This is a genomic window from Bacillus licheniformis DSM 13 = ATCC 14580, from assembly GCF_000011645.1.
Classification (GTDB): Bacteria; Bacillota; Bacilli; order Bacillales; family Bacillaceae; genus Bacillus; species Bacillus licheniformis.
Map to the genome: position 1 here is coordinate 3,562,802 of NC_006270.3, position 14,994 is coordinate 3,577,795.

Consider the following 14,994-nt stretch of genomic DNA (forward strand, 5'->3'; position numbering starts at 1 on the left):
GAGACTCAGAATGAAATTTTTCAAAACTCTTTTTTTTATTTTTTTCGTAGCAGTTCTTATGACCGCCGTTCTTATACTGTTTTCTAAAGATGCGTTAAGCCCGTTAGCCGAAATGTTGCACAGCAGCCATAAAACTGCTGCTGACAATGCGAATAATAAAGGAGAGCGTCAGCCGCTTGACGTTCCGCTGATCAACCAAATGGACCCGCCGAAGCTTTATAACGGCTGTGAAGTCGCCAGCCTGGCGATGATCTTAAACTACAGCGGATATAGTGTCACAAAAACTGAACTTGCCAATGAGGTGAAAAGAGTGCCTCTGCAATATGAAAACGGCTTAAAGGGAAATCCTAACGACGGCTTTGTCGGCGATATGGAAAACGGACCCGGACTGAGTGTCTACCATGGCCCGATTTACGATTTGGCCCATTCATACGCAGGTAATAAAGCGGTCGATCTGACGGGAAGTGAGCCGGGAAAAATTTATGAACAGCTGAATCAGGGCAGACCGGTTTGGGTCATCACCACTGTACATTTCACCCCAGTCAACGATATGGAAACATGGAATACACCGTCAGGCAAAGTCGATGTGACGTACAGCGTTCACAGTGTTGCCGTGACAGGCTATGATGAGGATTACGTTTATGTGAATGATCCGTACGGATATAAAAACAGAAAAACAGACAGAGAAAATTTTGAAAAATCATGGAAACAGATGGGCAGTCAGGCGATCGTGATCGCCGCCTAAAAAGGCAGATTAATCCCTGCCTTTTTTTAGTTCTTTCAGCCCTTATTAAATTAAGCCGCTTTACCCTTTTGATAAATCCAAAATACAGAAAACAACCTTTCTGCACATGTTTAATTTACTGTTTTTTCATAATATTCAAAATACTCGTTTACATTCAGCAAGCTCGCATATATGATAGTACCGAAATAGGTGTCTCATTTTATTACATAATGACCAGAAATCACTTTCATTTAAGGGAGACACACACCTGTTTCAAAAATATTTCTTGAGGAGGATGGAAATGATGAAGAGATTAGCAGGTACGGTTATTTTGTCAGGTTTGCTCGTATGCGGGTTTGGACAGGCTCTGCCTGAAAAAGCTTTGGCCGCCGAGGTCGTTCACAAAACGATCGTAGTCGAGAAAGGCCAAACGTATGACGGAAAAGGCAAGCGGCTGATTGCAGGTCCGGAGCTCGGGGACGGCAGCCAACGCGAGGATCAAAAACCGATTTTCAAAGTGGAGGATGGTGCAACGCTCAAAAATGTCGTGCTTGGCGCTCCTGCTGCTGATGGTGTTCACACATATGGAAACGCTTCCATAAACAACGTTGTTTGGGAAGATGTCGGCGAAGATGCCTTGACTGTCAAAAGCGAAGGAAGTGTCACGATAAACGGAGGATCGGCCCGGCTTGCCGCGGACAAAATCTTTCAGATTAATAAAGCGAGCACATTTACCGTGAAAAATTTTACTGCCGATCAAGGAGGCAAATTCATTCGCCAGCTCGGAGGCTCGACATTTAAAGCCGTGGTCAATATTGATAACTGTACGATTACAAACATGAAAGAGGCGATCTTCCGAACCGACAGCAGTACAAGTTCCGTTACAATGACAAATACAAGATACTCAAAAGTCGGTCAGAAATGGATCGGTGTGAAGCATGCTACGGAAAGAAACAATCATGAATTTTAACACTGATTGCAAATAAAGGCCCCCGCTCTTTATTCAGCGGGGGTCTCCAATCTTTTTTCCATTTCTTCTTTTGTATAGATCAGCCGCATCGGATTGCCGCCGACAAAAGCGCCCGGGGGCACATCTTTATGAACGAGCGTACCGGCGGAAATGACGGCGCCGTCTCCGATCTCGACGCCCGGGAGGATCGTCGTATTGGCTCCGATCATGACTTCATCGCCGATGATCACCTCACCGAGCCGATATTCTTTTATTAAATACTCGTGCGCCAAAATGGTCGTATTATAGCCGATTACGGTGTTTCGCCCGACTGAGATTTTTTCGGGAAACATGATATCCGGCATGACCATTAAAGCAAACGAGCATTTCTCTCCGATTTTCATCCGCAAAAACGTCCGGTACATCCAGTTTTTCATTCCAAGAATCGGCGTATAGCGCGCCGCCTGAATGACAATAAAGTTTTTGACTACTTTAAAAAACGGAACCGTCTGATAGATGTGCCATAAGGAATTGGCGCCGGACACCGGGTAGCGCTTCGTTTTTCTCAAACTTTCTCCACCCCAAGAATGTGAAGGAGGTCGCTCATTTGCTGAAGCATAAAATCAGGCTCGTGTTTGGCCAGGCTTTCTTCTCCCTTAATCGTCCATGCAACGCCTGCTGTTTTCGTTCCAGCATTCTTCCCGGCTAAAATATCGTGGTAATTATCACCGATCATAATGGCTTCTTCCGGACGGCTGCCAAGCTTGGAAAGGGCGAGCAAAACAGGCTCGGGGTCAGGCTTCGGCCGCTCGACGTCATCCAGCGTCACAACCGTCTCGAAAAAGGCATCAAGCCCAGTCAGTTTAAGCCCCATGATGACGGTGTCCCGCAGCTTTGTCGTGACGATGCCGAGCTTATAGCCTTCTTCCGCAAGGCGTTCAAGCGTCTCGTAAACCGTCTCATACTCGGTTACCAGTTCATCATGCATCTGATGATTAAATGTCCGGTACATGGTGATCATTTCTTCAGCCTTATCCTTTTGAATGCTTGAGAACGTTTCATAAAGGGAAGGTCCGATGAAAGCAAGAACATCCTCCCGTTTATAGCGTCCCGGTGCATAATGATCGAGCGTATGCAAAAATGAGGCGATAATCAGCTCATTTGTATTGATGAGCGTTCCATCCAAATCAAATAAAACCGTATTAACTTTCATACAAAGCTTCCTTTCTGCGAACGGAATAACCCGGCTTTCTCCAGAAGCGCGAAATCGCGATCGTCAGCAGAACCGCGGTCGCAAGCCTGATCAACAAAAGAGGCCAGACCGGAATGCCGAGCGGGATAAATACCAATGTATCTTCAACAACCGCGTGGCAGGCGACGAGAAAAATAAAAGCAAGCGTGACATCCCTTTTGCTGACGCCGTCTTCTTCGACCGCTTTGATCATAACGCCGGCCCCGTATGCAAGGCCGATCGTCAGCCCGGCAACCATTGTCATTGAGGTGTTCTCTTTCATTCCAAGCATTCTCGTTATCGGTGCAAACCACTTTGAAAAAGCATTCAGCCAGCCGAGGTCTCTCATATATTGAATGATGATCATCAGCGGTATTACGATGGCTGCAAGCTGAAGGACACCAAGACCCGCCTTGGTCACGGCTTCTAGCGCAATGTCAAACCAGCCGGAAGGAGCGGCGCTTTTCGCTGAGATTAAGCCGTATTTGGCCGCATCCTGCCCGCCATGCCAGACAAGGTTGATGATAATGGCCGAAAAAACAGCGAGACCGATGCGCACGAGCAAAATCAGCCATATTTTGATTCCGACCCTTGAAGCAACAGTCGACTCGATAATCAAGTTGTGGCAAAACGACAGCATAACCGCTAAAATAAACACTTCTTTAACGGTCAAATCAAGCGTTAAAATTCCCGCAATTCCGGCATACAAGTTCAGCATGTTGCCGAGCACAAGCGGTATCGCCGCTTCCCCTGACAACCCGAAAATCCCCATCGCCGGCGTGATCAGTTTGATCAACCAGTCCATCACCGGTGTATGCTGAAGAAGGCTGACAATCAGCGTGACAGGAAAAATCACTTTTCCAAGCGTCCACGTTGTTTTCAGCCCCGCCACAGCGCCGGCTTTTAAAGTTCCCTTCATTGTTGTCCTCCCCTTAGTAAAGTCGCTACATCTCCTGATACCGTTTAATCTCTCTGCCTTTGAAACGTCTGTAGGCTATCAGCGCAGCTGCACAGAGGATCAGTACGATCGAAATAACCTGTGCGATGCGAAGATTCTCCGTCAGCATCAGACTGTCCGTTCTAAGGCCTTCGATAAAGTAGCGTCCCATCGAATACCAAATAACGTAGATTAAGAACAGTTCGCCTCTCTTTAAATTCGCTTTTCTTAAAAGAAGCAGAACAACGACTCCCGTAAAGCTCCACAGCGATTCATACAAAAAGGTAGGCTGGTAGTATTGTCCGTCAATATACATTTGATTGATGATAAAATCAGGCAGGTGGAGGTTTTCTAAAAACGCTCTTGAGACCGCCTCACCGTGCGCTTCCTGGTTCATAAAGTTTCCCCAGCGTCCGATCGCCTGACCAAGCAGAATGCTTGGAGCAGCGATATCAGCCAGCTTCCAAAACGAAAGCCCCTTGACTTTCGCATAAATGATTCCCGTCAGCACGGCGCCGATCAGTCCGCCATGAATCGCAAGGCCGCCGTTCCATATTTGAATAATCTGGTCAGGATGTTCACTGTAATAACCCCATTGAAAAATGACATAATATGCTCTTGCACATAAAATGGCAATCGGAATCGCAAAAAGCACCAAATCGACAAAGGTGTCTTTATGCAGTCCCCTCCGTTCGCCTTCCCTGACTGCCAGCCACAAACCGAGCAAAGCGCCAAGGCCGATGATAATACCGTACCAATGGACAGCGATCGGCCCCAGTTGAAAAGCAATCGGATTTAATGGTTCAATCGTTTCATTCATATTGTCAGCTCCTATTCTTCAAGCTCACCATCTTCAATTACATCCGCAAGCTTATGGGTAAATTGCTCCGCGGCATTCAGCCCCATTCTCTTCAGTCTGAAGTTCATTGCGGCCACTTCGATGATGACGGCAAGGTTTCTTCCCGGACGAACCGGAATTGTCAGCTTTGGAACGTCTGTATCAATAATTTTCATTGTTTCTTCTTCAAGCCCTAAGCGGTCGTACTGCTTTCCTTGCTCCCAAAGCTCCAGGCTCATGACAAGGGTAATTCGTTTAAAGCTTCTGACCGCCCCCGCGCCAAATAACGTCATGACATTGATAATGCCAAGACCTCTGATTTCCAGGAGATGCTCAATTAATTCAGGCGCGCTTCCGATCAATGTATCCTGGTCTTCCTGTCTGATCTCAACGCAGTCATCCGCCACAAGGCGATGGCCTCTTTTGACAAGCTCCAAAGCCGTTTCGCTTTTTCCAACCCCGCTCTTTCCGATAATGAGCACCCCGACGCCGTAAACGTCGACGAGGACGCCGTGAATCGCAGTTGTCGGAGCCAGCTGGCTTTCAAGAAAATTCGTCAGACGGCTCGTCAGGCGCGTCGTCTTTAATGGGGAACGAAGCACAGGCACGCCGTTTTCTTCGGATGCCTCCACGAGTTCAGGCGGAATCGGCAAATCACGGGAAAGGATGATAGCCGGTGTAATTTCCGTGCATAACGACAGCATCCGCTGCTTTTTTTCCTCCTCTGGAAGCTTTTCAAAAAAGGTAATCTCAGTCTTCCCCAGCAGCTGAACCCTCTCTTTTGGATAGTATGTAAAATAACCAGCCATTTCAAGGCCCGGTCTTGATAAATCGCTCATCGTAATCGGGCGGTTGATCCCTTCTTCTCCGCTGATGAGCTCAAGCTTAAATTTATCCATCACATCTTTTGTTCGAACTTTCGGCACGATTGATGCACCCTCCTCTTCTCAGATGAAGAACTAGACATTCAGCTTTATTCTATCACTTTCAAAATGAACCTAAAACATTTTTTGAAAATGGCCCCCTTGACACTTCGATGAAGTGCTTTCTTTCAAAGCGAAAAATCAGTAGTATGTAAAGAGGAACGCGAAAAGGAAGTGAAGAACCGTTGAAATACAATATTCATGATACAACCGTGCTGAACGAAGACATTTTGACACCGGAAGAAAAAGAGACATGGGTTCTTTATATGAAAGTACTGACTGCTGCCGGCTTGGGGGATGTCTCCGAATGGATGAAGCTCGATCTCAGCATGCCGCAAATGAAGGTTTTAATGCTTCTGAACAACCACGGCACACTGAAAGTCTCAGAAATCGCCGAAAAAATGGGAGCTTCCCTTTCGAATATGACCGGACTGCTCAGCCGCCTTGAACAGGCGAACTTTATCAAAAGAACACATTCCGAGCAAGACCGGCGAACGATTGTGGTTGAATTAACCGAAGATGCGAAGGGGATTTTTCGGAGCCTTTACAAAAAAGGGCATGAAAAGCTCAAAAGAGCGCTTCAGAAGCTGAATGAACAGGAAAAAAACAAAGTGAATGAAGGCCTTACAATTCTTGAAAAAGCGTTAAAAGCCGATGATGAATAGACAAGCTGCCCGGAAACCGGTGCAGCTTTTTTTGTTGAAAAATTTCTTTTGACAAAACGTGCTTTTTTAAGGATGATAAAAATAATTCATTCAAAGTGAATTATTCATTCGAAGTTAATGAAAAAGGAGGATACGTGGCGTGAACCAAAAGTGGGCTGTATTATTGTTTACGATCGGCGTGTTTATGGCTGCTTTAGACAACGGCATCATTTCAGCGGCACTGACGACAATCAATGATTCTTTTCAAGTATCCCCCTCATGGGGAGCATGGGGCATCACGCTTTATACGCTCGGTTTGGCAGTCAGCGTTCCGATCGTCGGAAAGCTGTCTGACCGGTATGGACGCAAAAAGCTGTTTATCATCGAAGTCTTGCTGTTTGGCGCCGGTTCGCTGCTCGTTGCATTGAGCCAAAACTTCCCGATGTTCTTGTTGGCGAGGCTGATTCAATCGCTTGGCGGAGGCGGAATCTTTATTATCGGGAGCTCGCATATTCTCACTGCGCTGCCTAAAGAAAAACAGGGAACCGCCTTGGGGCTTTTAGGTGCGATGAACGGAATCGCGGCAGTGCTCGGTCCGAATATCGGCAGCTTTATTTTGGATATGACCGGAAGCTGGCACTGGCTGTTTTTGATCAACCTTCCGATTGCCGCAGCACTGATCATCCTCAGCGTTCCATTGATGAAGGAGACAAAAGGCGGAACACGAAAACCCCTAGATCTGGCCGGAACTGTGATATTGTCTCTTGCGATTTTAGCTGTGATGTACGGAATAACGAATATAAACGGACAGCGCCTGTCTGCCGTCTTGTCCGATCCAAAGGTTTACTTTTTTCTCCTGATCGGCTGCGCGCTGTTTGCGGGACTCATTTTTTACGAAAAGCGCGTAGAGCTGAAGGGAGGCGACCCGATCCTTGCCTACAGTTTATTAAAAAACAAGGTGTTTCAATGGACGCTTTTTATCGGATTTTTATCCGGCGGACTCTTGGCAGCCGTTATTTTTATTCCTGCATATGCGGAACAATATTTGCACGTCGCTCCTGAAAAAGCGGGGTATTGGATGACGCCTCTTGCGCTGGCTTCAGGGATAGGAGCCGGGCTCGGCGGAATGCTCGCCGATCGAAAAGGACCGGTAAAGGCGGCCCGGCTCTCTGGCGTCATTTCGTTCGCCGGGTTTTTGCTCTTGTCCTCCTGGGTGACAGAGAAGTGGGAATTTGTTTTGGCAAGCATCATCGCAGGGGTCGGTTTTGGCTTTCTGTTAGGCGCGCCGTTAAATATGCTTGTATCCGAGGCGGCAAAACAGGATTACGGGACAGCGCTCGGTACATTATCGCTCGTCAGGCAGATGGGGATGACCTTGGCGCCCGCGCTGTATGCAGGATATATAACGGCCGGCTACGAAAATATCGGCACACATATCAAACATAAGCTGAATGATGCAGGGATCACTCTGAAGGGGTTTGCAGGCGGTGAGACGGACGTATCAAGGCTGAGCGAATCCCTCAGCCAAATTTCCGACCCAAAAGTAAAAGACATCATAAGCGAAGCGATCCATGAAAGTGTGGGAGCGGGGTTTTTTAACCTCTACTTCACAGCCGCCGTCCTTTCACTTGCAGTCATTGCTTCTGTCAGCGTTTTATCGCTTTATAGGAAAAAACAAACCGACACGGCAAGCCGTCTAAAAAAAGACGTGACAAACTAAAAAGCATTTGCTCCCTCTTAGGAAAACAAATGCTTTTTGCGTTCGCAAAGGAAAACCGCCGCCAGCCACAAGCTGATTTCAGCAATTGGGAGGTTTGTCCCTTTCTTTAAAATCATCCCGGCCGGCGGGGGGCTCCCCGACAATTGCCTCAGGGCCGAGCCCGCCCCGGCTGTTTGATCTATTAAAAAGGATTTCATGCCATCGTCTTTTGTCGTCAATCTCCACATTTGAGACCTGCTGTTGCCGCCGTATTGATCTGAAGCTGCGGCGTACCAGAAATAGGTTGTATTCGGCTGCAAATCTTTCCACGTCACGGAAGCCGTCTTTCCGCTTTTCACCGTTTTTGCTTTCCCAATTTCCTTGTTCGAAAAGACATTCAGCTCAAAATAATCGGTTTTAACCTTTTTCTTCCTCGGTTTCAGATCCGTTTTAATGTTGAACTCGTCCTTCGGGCCAAATTGGTGCGGATCATAAAAGTTATAGTCATCAAGATATGGCGAATACGTTTTGACATGGATCGTGTCATGCTTCGGATCCACATGGAGAATTCTTAAATAACCTTGGCCTCCTTCAGGACCGCCCTGATAGTCGGCAAGCATTTGATAAACCTTGCGATCCGGCTTGCCGTCCCCGTTATCATCAAGCTTGTCGACTTTTAAGTTGGAGCTGTGATAGTGACCGCTCAATACGGCAATCACATTCGGATTCCGCTTGATGATCTGTTCAAATATTTTCTCCCCGATTGGACTTCTGCTTCCGCTGACAAGCAAAAACTCGTGAAATGCCAAAATCGCTTTTCGATCGGGATGGCGTTTCAGAACATCATCTATCCACTGCAGTTCTTTTTTTCCGATTCCCCACCCCATCGACACCATGATATAGTCGTTGCCCCCGCTGGAAATGAGGTCGTAATGCCCTTTGTTATTCTGATAAGACCCGCCGTAATGCGGTTTTTGTTTAAAACGCCTCTCCCCGAAGTACCTGCCGAATTTCAAATATGACCGGTCTTTATGGCTGACATCGTGATTGCCCGCCAGCACGCCGTATGGAACTTGATTGTCGTCGAGAACTTTCATGAACTGGTCGGCGCGCTTCCATTGCAGCGGCTGATCCGCTTCATCCACAAGATCCCCCGTATGAAAGACGTACTGAATGTTCAGCTTGTCCTTTTGTTCCGCGATCCACTTGACCTGACGTTCAAAAATGTGCGGATAGCTTTCCGAATAATATTGCGTATCAGACATCCACACAAATGTATAGTCATTTTGCGAAAGCTGAATTTGATCCTGAATGATGATGCTCGCCTTGGATTGGCGGATATAATCGGCGGCTTTTATGCTTCCTTTGAGGGTAAAAGGTTTGCCATCCTTTGCAACATGGAATGCAAGCGTCTCCCACCTCTTGCTGGCCCAGTTCCAGGCGAACATGGAGACTTTTCTGCCGGGAAGCGAACTCCCGCGCCACAGCACTTCCACCTTGTCGTTCGGCCCCGTATTTTCATCCACTTTTACATCAAAGCGATGGTACGGAAACTTTGTTGTTGATGAGGTTTCAAAACCTTTTCCGTCAAGTGCGGACATGCCGCTGCGCTCTTCTTTTGTCAGCGCCTTTTCCCCCCTGACCGCAAAGCTTTGCGGAGGTTCCGTCCCGCTTTCGTTCGCTGACACATCAACATGCTCTTCGTCTTTTACTGTGTACTGAAATCCCTGATGGAATGACACTTTCATCTTATCTTTTGTCGGGTCCTTGACGCGGACGGCGAGCTTAGCATGTGTGCTGCCGGGTGTATTTTTGACCCGAGCGGGCTTGTCCGGCTTTTCCTCTTTAATGTAAAATGCCTTTTTTACGATTGACAGGTTGCCGGCGCTGTCCTCCGCTTTTATTTTCAACTCGTGCTTTCCCGCATCCAGGCGGGCAGAAGATACGAGATAGGGAAGCGCAATCTTTTTGCCGTCAAGAAAGGCTTTTATGCTTTTCATCCCGCTCCATTTATCGTGTGCGGCCGCATTGATCTCAAACGACCCTTTATACGTCCTGCCGTCTTTTAATGACGTTTTGATCTCAGGACCTGTGTTATCGACCGTTACCCTGCGGATGAGCCTTTCTTCGCCATTCTCCGCTTCAACGATGTGCTGCCCTTCGTTCCAGGCGCGTGTATGCCATTGACTCGCAAGCGATGCAAACTTGGCTTCCGGAATCGTAAAACGGAATTCATACCATTCATGCGCCCCAGGGCCGTCACCGGCCGGAAGCTCGGCTTTCGGATCGTCGTATCGCTCATCGCGGATGATGGTCCCATCCGCGAGTATGAGGCGGGGGTTCTTGAGGACAAAATCATCCCTGTTTTCTTCTGCAGTTTGTTCAAATGGTGTTGATTTCGTGCCTGAACGAACTTTAATCGAAAACGGCTTTCCTTTTTTAAATTCATCCGGAGAAACCGGGACCGTAATTGTCGCATACCGGCGGCGCGAATCGTCAAAAACTTTTTGAACTCTCCTGCCGATCGTTACAGCATTTTTAAAATACAGATTCGTTTGATTGACATCGAAAGCAAAGTAGGCTTTTTTTTCAAGCGCCGGTTCACCTTCTTTTTGTTCAATCCCGTCAATACGAATTGTCGTTTCAGAAGGCGGCTTTTCTGATGTGGCTTTCAACAGCATTTTTCCGGAAACGGTTCCGCCTTCGCTTACATTCAGCCTGAGTCCCTTCAAAATGCGCTGTTCGAGCGGTATCGTTTTCTTTTCAGTCGACGAAACATTTGATCCATCACCGGCCCGCATATAGTACTCCACTTTTTCTTTGCCAATGAGTTCGGCAAAATAGATATTGTGGCGGTACAGGCCGTCATTGCGGCTTTTTTCAACACGGACTTCGGTAAACCGCTCATCATCATTCATGCGGTAGAAAAACTGCGCCTGCTTCACTTGCCGATTGTCTTTCATATCAGCTAAGAGCTGGATCGTTTCACCCGGTTTTACAGCTTGATGATCCGTCATATCATGGATCTCCGGCTTTTCTCTGTCCGGCATAACCGTCACCGTCTGTGAAGGTGCCTGCGTCTTCAGAAGCGAACCAGGCGACGGTTTTTCTTCCCCGGCCGATATGATTTTCATATGCTTCGTTCCGTCCAGCGGATATCGATACAGAAGCGCTTTATTTTTGGCGACATCGGTTTTATCCGGCTCGCTTTGATAACGGGCGGATGCGACCTCTTCTCCGCTGTTTGTGCAGATGATCACCTCTCTCGGCGCCGTATTCTCCATGCCGCCCCCTTTGAGAGCAGTAAGCGTTTTGCCTTCACGAAGGTGAACACCGTAATACCGATTGAAATCACTTTCCGTCAGATGACCGTTTGAGCGGTTTTTCACCCAAAACACGTGTGTTTGACCGGAAGGAATCGCCACATCATCGTGCTCAAAAGGCCAGATGACGTCTGATTCCTTGCCCTTTTCAGGATGTCTGTACTTGATTTTGTAGCTGTTCAGATGAACAGCTTTATTGGTATTGTTATAAACTTCAATAAATTCATAGCCGTCCTTTCCACCGGTGTTTGACGTGTCGACTACCATTTCCGTGATCAACAGCTCCGGAAGCTTTTGTGTATCTGTACGCATGCCTTTCAGGGCGACAGTATACACATCCGTCTTCACAGAGGAGTCGCCGACTTGAGCTTCAATGTAGTACTGGACTTTGCCGGATGCTATGGATTCGCTTTCCAATTTGGCAATATAGGCGTTCTGTCTGCCCGGCTCAACTTCCATCGGAATCGCCCGATACGGCAATTCGTCATGCTGCTTGTAATATAAAATGACCGTGTCGGCGGCCGCCTGCGCGGAAAAATATATGTCATCTCCTTTTTGAACTTGTTCAACAGGAGTATGCCTGATAACCGGTGAACCAGGCTGAATATGCTCTTCACCCGATGCGGACGAAATCGGGATCTGCAAGGCAAAAAGTAAAACTGCGGCCAACAATAAAAGGGTTTGGCGATTTCTGTACTTTTTCATCGTCTACCTCCCTTTCGTATTTTGCCTTTACAGATCATTTTTATGAAAGAGACATCCGGGCAAAAAAAAGAAGCCTGATGATTCATCAGACTTCAACTTATTTTCTGGACATCGGTTCGATAATTGCTTTTTGAATGAGCAAGTGAAAAACCGACAGGACGATCGACGCAAAAATGGCTGTCCCAAAGCCGTCCAGGTCAAAACTGTCCCCCATAATGGACGCGGTCATATAAAGAGTGATCGCATTGATGATAAACAAAAATAAACCTAGCGTAATTACTGTGACGGGCAGCGTCAAAATCACCAGCACGGGCTTCACAAACATATTTAAGATGGATAAAATCAAGCTTGCCGTAATGGCTGCTCCGATGCTTCTGACGTGAACCGCATCAAAGTAACCGGCAATGACAATTAATAATAAGGCATTGACAAGAACGTTTATAATCCATCTCATCATCTGTTGACGTCTCCTTCATTCGGCACAAGGAATACCCAGACAATATAAATCAGCAGGACGGGAACTCCGGTCGAAAATATAAATAATAGAACCGTAATGATTCTCAGCAATGACGCATCCATATTTAAATATTCAGCAAGACCTCCGACGACCCCGGCAATCTTTCTGTCTGTTTCGGATCGAAATAGCCTTTTCATTGTATCACTCCTGTGTATGGTTTAAATGGATCGATCCTGTCTTCGATTCCAAAAACACGGTCATGCTATGATCATGATTTTGATTTGCTTTTAGGTACATTTCCTTCTGGATTGTCTCGTTTTTTTCCTTTAAAATTTCTGCATCTGAAAGATCATGAGACAGAGAACCGAGATTGCTTTTCAGCTCCGCTGTAACAGCGCAGTCCCGGGGAACATTCAACTCTACGCTTCCAGTCGTTGTTTTCACATATGCCGTCCGGCAGTGCGGATTTTTGACTGTTGCCGCGATATTGCCGTTAAAGCTCTGCAGGTCAAGCGCCTCGCATGAACCTTTAAGGTCGATCAATCCATTGATGGTTTCCGCTTCAATCTCTCCGCAAGTATGGTCGGCTAGTTTGATTTGTCCATTTGCAGTTTCCAATGAAGCTTTTCCTGCCGTGAGAGCAGAGAACGACAGCACGCCGTTCGTCGTTTTGGCGGACAGCTCTTTTACGTTTAAATGTTCCCCTCTGACCGGGCCGTTAAACAGTTTAAAGCGGATTTTGCCGTACTCTTTGTCCGGTATATAGACGGTAAGGTTGGTCTTCATCGTTTTTTTCTCGGTACGGATCATGAACTTATCGCCTTCCACACCGCAGTCGATATGCTGGAGAAAAGCCTGCCTTGCTTCATCCTGATTTTCAGCCCGGTACACTTTTGCCTGGCATTCGACTCTGATGTCGGAATCGCTCCATGGTACAAGGTTGACGCTGCCGTTGGCAAGCTGAATATCCAGAGTCGAAAAATCAGTGTCTTTAAACTGGAATATATGCTGGACATCGTACGAGTGCCCGAAATTCAAATCCAAGTCTGCTTCTTTTACTTTTTTTACAGCGGTATCAATCCATTCGAACAGTTTTGAACCGATCGAAGGCTTCGGTTCTTTTTTCTTTTCGCTGTAGAAGTCCTCCGAATCAATGACATCCTCAGACAGGGCTGTCACCTTGCTCTCGGTTTCCTTGTAGTCTTCTTCAAGTTTTTCGATCAGGATCAGCGCCTCTTTTGCAGACAGCTTTCCTTCCTCGACCAATTTTAAAATTCGTTCTTTCTCATGCTTCATGAAAAGCTCCCCCGTTCTCCTTCTTTTAGGCCTGAGTCAGCATTTTAATCCCTTGAACTACGTTCCAGACCACAATAATCAAACTGATGATCCCGAAAAAAACGAAACCTCCGATCATGAAAATGACCGCCAAATAACCGCCGTCACCAAAGATAAGCGTACCGCTTATCGCGCCTGCTGCCAATATGACTACGCTTATAAACGGAATAATATGCGAAATAAGCGAACGCATCGCATGCTTTTTCGTTTCTTGATCATCTGTTATAAAATACGCTGCGATTGGCAAAATAAGCGGGGCAAAAAAAACACTAAAATAACAAATTGAAGAAATCAGCGCGTTGTTTCTCGTCATACATAACACTCCTTATGATGTAAACCGTTCTTTGTGAGTCTAATGTACAGTGACCTTATACTTAGTTTACGTGTATCATGGCCTTTAGGTTTCATTTTCATTCGATCGGCGTGCGTCAAACTTCGCAAATTTATTTTTTTAGATTTTATGAATAGATTCTTTTTTTATAACCCTTTAAAATATGTGGCAAAGCCAATGAAAAGGAGCGAGCGTTATGAAACAGAAATCGGAAGTATACGCCTCATCCGCCTCCCAGCTTCTTAGTCTGATTCAGGAACAAAAAAGGATGAATCAGGAGATCGTGAACCGATTGGAATCGATCAATTCCGCTCCTCCGCTTTCCAGCGAAATCCGCTATTTAAAGGTTCTGCTGAACAGCAGCAGCACCCATATTTTAAACAGTATGAGTGAAGCGACCAAACACATCAGCCGGACTGAACGTTAACCGTTTTCATGATATTTCAACCAGATTTCCGTCGGGATCTCTGATATAAACCGAAACGACCGGCCCTTCAGCGCCCATTCGCTCTGCGGGGCCTTCTTCAATTTTAATGGACAGCCCCTCCAGATGACGAATCACATCATCAATGCCGGCATTTGTATGAAACACAGGTCTGCGGAGCCGGGCATCGGGTGCTGTGCCTTCGGCTCAAACTATTTTCCGGCTTCGTGGAGGTTTATTTTTTGCCTGCCGAATGTCGCGCTTTTCTTCCTTCTCGAAAAGTGACCGCATTCAACCCCGGCACACGGCTGTAAAAATCACATGTCGCATCAATGTCTTTTACAGTCAGTACCAAATGATCCATGCGATCGATCTTCATCACCCCATCCCCCTTTATTGTTTGTTTTTTTACGTTATAACAGCTATTGAATAAAAGAGCAATGAAAATCTTTTTGAACAAAGCTTGCCGCGGAT

General features: G+C 46.7%; 15 protein-coding genes and 1 pseudogene. 5 read left to right on the forward strand and 11 right to left on the reverse strand.

Going from position 1 to position 14,994, the window contains the following annotated elements; all coding sequences use genetic code 11:
* Positions 1 to 10: 10 nt before the first annotated feature.
* Complete coding sequence (locus TRNA_RS39895; protein ID WP_003185610.1) at positions 11 to 745, forward strand: C39 family peptidase; 735 nt, start codon at positions 11 to 13, stop codon at positions 743 to 745.
* A gap of 280 nt (positions 746 to 1,025) precedes the next feature.
* A complete protein-coding gene (locus TRNA_RS39900; RefSeq protein WP_009329646.1) occupies positions 1,026 to 1,694 on the forward strand; it encodes a pectate lyase in 669 nt (222 codons plus the stop codon).
* Between the two features lie 29 nt (positions 1,695 to 1,723).
* On the opposite strand, the gene TRNA_RS39905 is transcribed toward TRNA_RS39900, so the two are convergent.
* Genes TRNA_RS39905 through hprK form a run of 5 tightly spaced genes read right to left on the reverse strand, consistent with a single transcriptional unit; the run spans position 1,724 to position 5,605 of the window.
* On the reverse strand, positions 1,724 to 2,242 hold the full coding sequence (locus tag TRNA_RS39905) for an acyltransferase (protein WP_009329647.1): 519 nt from the start codon (positions 2,240 to 2,242) through the stop codon (positions 1,724 to 1,726).
* Positions 2,239 to 2,886, reverse strand: a complete 648-nt coding sequence (ppaX, locus tag TRNA_RS39910) for a pyrophosphatase PpaX (protein WP_003185617.1) — start codon at positions 2,884 to 2,886, stop codon at positions 2,239 to 2,241. The genes TRNA_RS39905 and ppaX overlap by 4 nt, the downstream gene beginning before the upstream one ends.
* The gene (locus tag TRNA_RS39915) at positions 2,876 to 3,823 is read right to left on the reverse strand and encodes a nucleoside recognition domain-containing protein (RefSeq protein WP_003185619.1); all 948 of its coding nucleotides are present in this window, start codon (positions 3,821 to 3,823) and stop codon (positions 2,876 to 2,878) included. The genes ppaX and TRNA_RS39915 overlap by 11 nt, the downstream gene beginning before the upstream one ends.
* 25 nt (positions 3,824 to 3,848) lie before the next feature.
* Positions 3,849 to 4,661 (reverse strand): prolipoprotein diacylglyceryl transferase, encoded by an 813-nt coding sequence (lgt, locus tag TRNA_RS39920; protein WP_003185621.1) that lies wholly within the window; start codon positions 4,659 to 4,661, stop codon positions 3,849 to 3,851.
* A gap of 11 nt (positions 4,662 to 4,672) precedes the next feature.
* On the reverse strand, positions 4,673 to 5,605 hold the full coding sequence (hprK, locus tag TRNA_RS39925) for an HPr(Ser) kinase/phosphatase (RefSeq protein WP_003185623.1): 933 nt from the start codon (positions 5,603 to 5,605) through the stop codon (positions 4,673 to 4,675).
* A gap of 182 nt (positions 5,606 to 5,787) precedes the next feature.
* Between hprK and TRNA_RS39930 the strand changes: the two genes are divergently transcribed.
* On the forward strand, positions 5,788 to 6,267 hold the full coding sequence (locus tag TRNA_RS39930) for a MarR family transcriptional regulator (protein WP_003185625.1): 480 nt from the start codon (positions 5,788 to 5,790) through the stop codon (positions 6,265 to 6,267).
* A 139-nt stretch (positions 6,268 to 6,406) separates the two neighbouring features.
* Positions 6,407 to 7,966, forward strand: a complete 1,560-nt coding sequence (locus TRNA_RS39935) for an MFS transporter (protein WP_003185627.1) — start codon at positions 6,407 to 6,409, stop codon at positions 7,964 to 7,966.
* Between the two features lie 17 nt (positions 7,967 to 7,983).
* Here the strand turns inward: TRNA_RS39935 and TRNA_RS39940 are convergent, their stop codons facing one another.
* The 5 genes from TRNA_RS39940 to TRNA_RS39960 all read right to left on the reverse strand — a co-directional run bounded on the left by TRNA_RS39940 (position 7,984) and on the right by TRNA_RS39960 (position 14,078).
* Positions 7,984 to 11,973: a metallophosphoesterase gene (locus TRNA_RS39940; RefSeq protein ID WP_011198346.1), complete on the reverse strand. Its 3,990-nt coding sequence runs from the start codon at positions 11,971 to 11,973 to the stop codon at positions 7,984 to 7,986.
* 97 nt (positions 11,974 to 12,070) lie between these two features.
* Positions 12,071 to 12,430, reverse strand: coding sequence for a phage holin family protein (locus tag TRNA_RS39945; protein ID WP_003185632.1), 360 nt, complete (start codon positions 12,428 to 12,430; stop codon positions 12,071 to 12,073).
* Positions 12,427 to 12,627: a PspC domain-containing protein gene (locus tag TRNA_RS39950; RefSeq protein ID WP_003185633.1), complete on the reverse strand. Its 201-nt coding sequence runs from the start codon at positions 12,625 to 12,627 to the stop codon at positions 12,427 to 12,429. Before TRNA_RS39950 ends, TRNA_RS39945 begins: the two co-directional genes overlap by 4 nt.
* 4 nt (positions 12,628 to 12,631) lie before the next feature.
* Positions 12,632 to 13,726 carry a DUF4097 family beta strand repeat-containing protein gene (locus tag TRNA_RS39955; protein WP_003185635.1) on the reverse strand — a complete coding sequence of 365 codons (1,095 nt, stop codon included), beginning with the start codon at positions 13,724 to 13,726 and terminating at the stop codon, positions 12,632 to 12,634.
* Positions 13,727 to 13,751: 25 nt separating this feature from the next.
* The gene (locus TRNA_RS39960) at positions 13,752 to 14,078 is read right to left on the reverse strand and encodes a DUF4870 domain-containing protein (protein WP_003185637.1); all 327 of its coding nucleotides are present in this window, start codon (positions 14,076 to 14,078) and stop codon (positions 13,752 to 13,754) included.
* Positions 14,079 to 14,292: 214 nt separating this feature from the next.
* Here TRNA_RS39960 and TRNA_RS39965 point away from each other — a divergent pair, with 214 nt between their 5' ends.
* The gene (locus TRNA_RS39965) at positions 14,293 to 14,523 is read left to right on the forward strand and encodes a hypothetical protein (RefSeq protein ID WP_003185639.1); all 231 of its coding nucleotides are present in this window, start codon (positions 14,293 to 14,295) and stop codon (positions 14,521 to 14,523) included.
* Between the two features lie 6 nt (positions 14,524 to 14,529).
* Here the strand turns inward: TRNA_RS39965 and TRNA_RS44515 are convergent.
* Positions 14,530 to 14,899 (reverse strand): annotated as a pseudogene (locus tag TRNA_RS44515) (VOC family protein).
* Positions 14,900 to 14,994: the final 95 nt, after the last annotated feature.